The organism is Paratractidigestivibacter sp. (genome assembly GCF_052362415.1).
Taxonomy (GTDB): domain Bacteria; phylum Actinomycetota; class Coriobacteriia; order Coriobacteriales; family Atopobiaceae; genus Paratractidigestivibacter.
In genome coordinates, this window is the sequence record NZ_DAWEMK010000078.1 from 1 (window position 1) to 1,982 (window position 1,982).

The 1,982-nt window shown below is 62.6% G+C and carries 3 protein-coding genes; 2 read left to right on the plus strand and 1 reads right to left on the minus strand.

What is annotated here, in order from left to right; genetic code table 11:
• On the plus strand, positions 1-230 hold a 230-nt coding region (locus tag ACT84W_RS07845; RefSeq protein WP_444328799.1), incomplete at its 5' end, for a hypothetical protein.
• Positions 231-587: 357 nt separating this feature from the next.
• Here ACT84W_RS07845 and ACT84W_RS07850 read toward each other — a convergent pair.
• A complete protein-coding gene (locus ACT84W_RS07850) occupies positions 588-1,574 on the minus strand; it encodes an EAL domain-containing protein (RefSeq protein ID WP_444328800.1) in 987 nt (328 codons plus the stop codon).
• Positions 1,575-1,594: 20 nt separating this feature from the next.
• Between ACT84W_RS07850 and ACT84W_RS07855 the strand changes: the two genes are divergently transcribed.
• Positions 1,595-1,982: hypothetical protein (locus ACT84W_RS07855; RefSeq protein WP_444328801.1), on the plus strand; the 388-nt coding region annotated here is incomplete at its 3' end.

A 1,982-nucleotide genomic window follows, 5' to 3' on the forward strand; every position in this document is an offset into this window, starting at 1 on the left:
GCAGACAATTCCATCCTGAGGGCTCTTGGACAACCGATGACCGTAGGATTGATGCGCTTGAGGCTGTTGGGTTCCATTCGTTCTCTCTGAACAATGAACGAGTAAAGCGTCTTGCGGAATTTGTCGGTATCGGTCAAGTTCTAATGGAACGAATGGGCTCAGCTTTTCTCAGGCCGACAAAACACGAGCTGGAGATGCGCTCCGCTCTGCACGCCGAGCTGTTCCTTTGACGTGATATCGTCGGCTTATCCGAATGATCAACTGCTGACGTACGCCTGACCGTGCTGCGCCGAGAGCATCGTTCTCTGTTTTGAAGAAGAGAAGCCTGCTATTTCCAGGAGCAGTCTTCTCTTTACTCCCGTTATACGTAGAGAAGACTTCCCTTTAAAAGAGCAGTCTTCTCTATTTTGCATGAGAGAAGACTGCTCAATGGCATCGCTGTGCTTGAAGGCTAGCGTTAATCGGCATGAAGCTATTTTGACGTCCTGGAAAGAAGAACTGGCCTTCTCACTGTTTGCGAGTGCGGTGAAGGGACGCCACAAGAGAGAGCGTGGAAGGGACGCCACAAAGAAGCTCGCCCGTCCCCGTCAGGCGCCCGTCGCGGGGGCCTCGTCGGCGCGCTCGCTGGGGAGGCGGACGTCACGGCCGTCGACGCCGCGCTCGTCGCTCACCAGGCGCTCGAAGGCCTCGGGCGGCATCGGGCGATAATAGTAGAAGCCCTGCACGTAGCGCGCGCCGACCGCCTTGAGGAACGCGATCTGCTCCTCGGACTCGGCTTCCTCGACGATCACGGGGATGTCGAGGTTCTTCGCCATCACGATCATAGAGTCGACGATGAATCCGCCGCGCTCCTTGTCCGCCGTCTCTTCCGCGGCGAGCTCGGAGGCGATCTGGCCGTTCTCTGCGACCTCGTGGATGAGGAACTCCCGGTCGAACTTGATCGCGTCGACGTCGATGCCCTTGAGCATTCCGAGCGAGCTCATCCCCGACCCGAAGTCGTCCATGTAGATCGCGATGCCCATCGACTTGAGTGCCGATGCGAGCTCCTCGACCGCCTCGCGGGACTGCGCGAAGCTGGTCTCGGTCACCTCGGCTTTGATCAGGGAGAGGGAGATCCCATAGTGGGTGAGCGTACGCCCGAGGAAGGCGGGGACATCGAAGCCGGTGATATCCATGCGCGACACGTTGACCGAGATCGGGACCTGCGCCGCGCCGTTGCCGTCCGCGATGAGCTCCGACTGCCATTTGATGACGCTGTGCCAGATGAACTTGTCGAGCATCGGGATGAACCCGTTGCGCTCGAGGATGGGGACGAACTGCGCGGGGCTCACGCTCGTTCCGCCGGGGCGGCGCCAGCGCGCGAGCGCCTCACCGCCGACGACGAGGCCTGTGCGGATGTCCACCTGCGGCTGGACATCGAAGGTGATCTCGCCCTCGCCGAGCGCGTACTGGAAGCCGGCCAAAAGCTCGTGCTCGTCCGCCCGCTGTTTGAAGGCGGCGGGCCGGAAGAACCCGATGCGGTTCTCGTAGCTGTGCTTGGCGGTCTGCTTGGCGAAGAGCGCCTTCGCGTACACGTCGACGGTGATCTCCCCCCGTGGAGCAGGGGATAGACGCCCATGGCGGGAAGGAAACCGACAGAGGCGTCGTGGCGCTCCACCGCCGCCGTCACGCGCCCCAGGATCTGTTCGAGCAGGTCCTCGTCCATGTGGACGAGCAGGCTGAAGTCGTCCTGGCCCCAGTAGCCGCCCACGCCCTCACCATCGGCCTCGACGTCCAGCAGGATGTCGGCGATCTCCCCGACGAGCACCTCGCCTGCGTCGGTCCCGTGCCATTCGTTGAAGATGGCGAGGTCGCCCGTGTCCAGCGCGACGACGCACCACTCCATGCAGCGGTCGTGCCCGCGCAGGCGCCGCGCCGCAGCGATGAAGTCCTCGCCCATCCGAAGCCCGGTCAGCGGGTCCAGGCGCCCCAGCTCCTCGGCG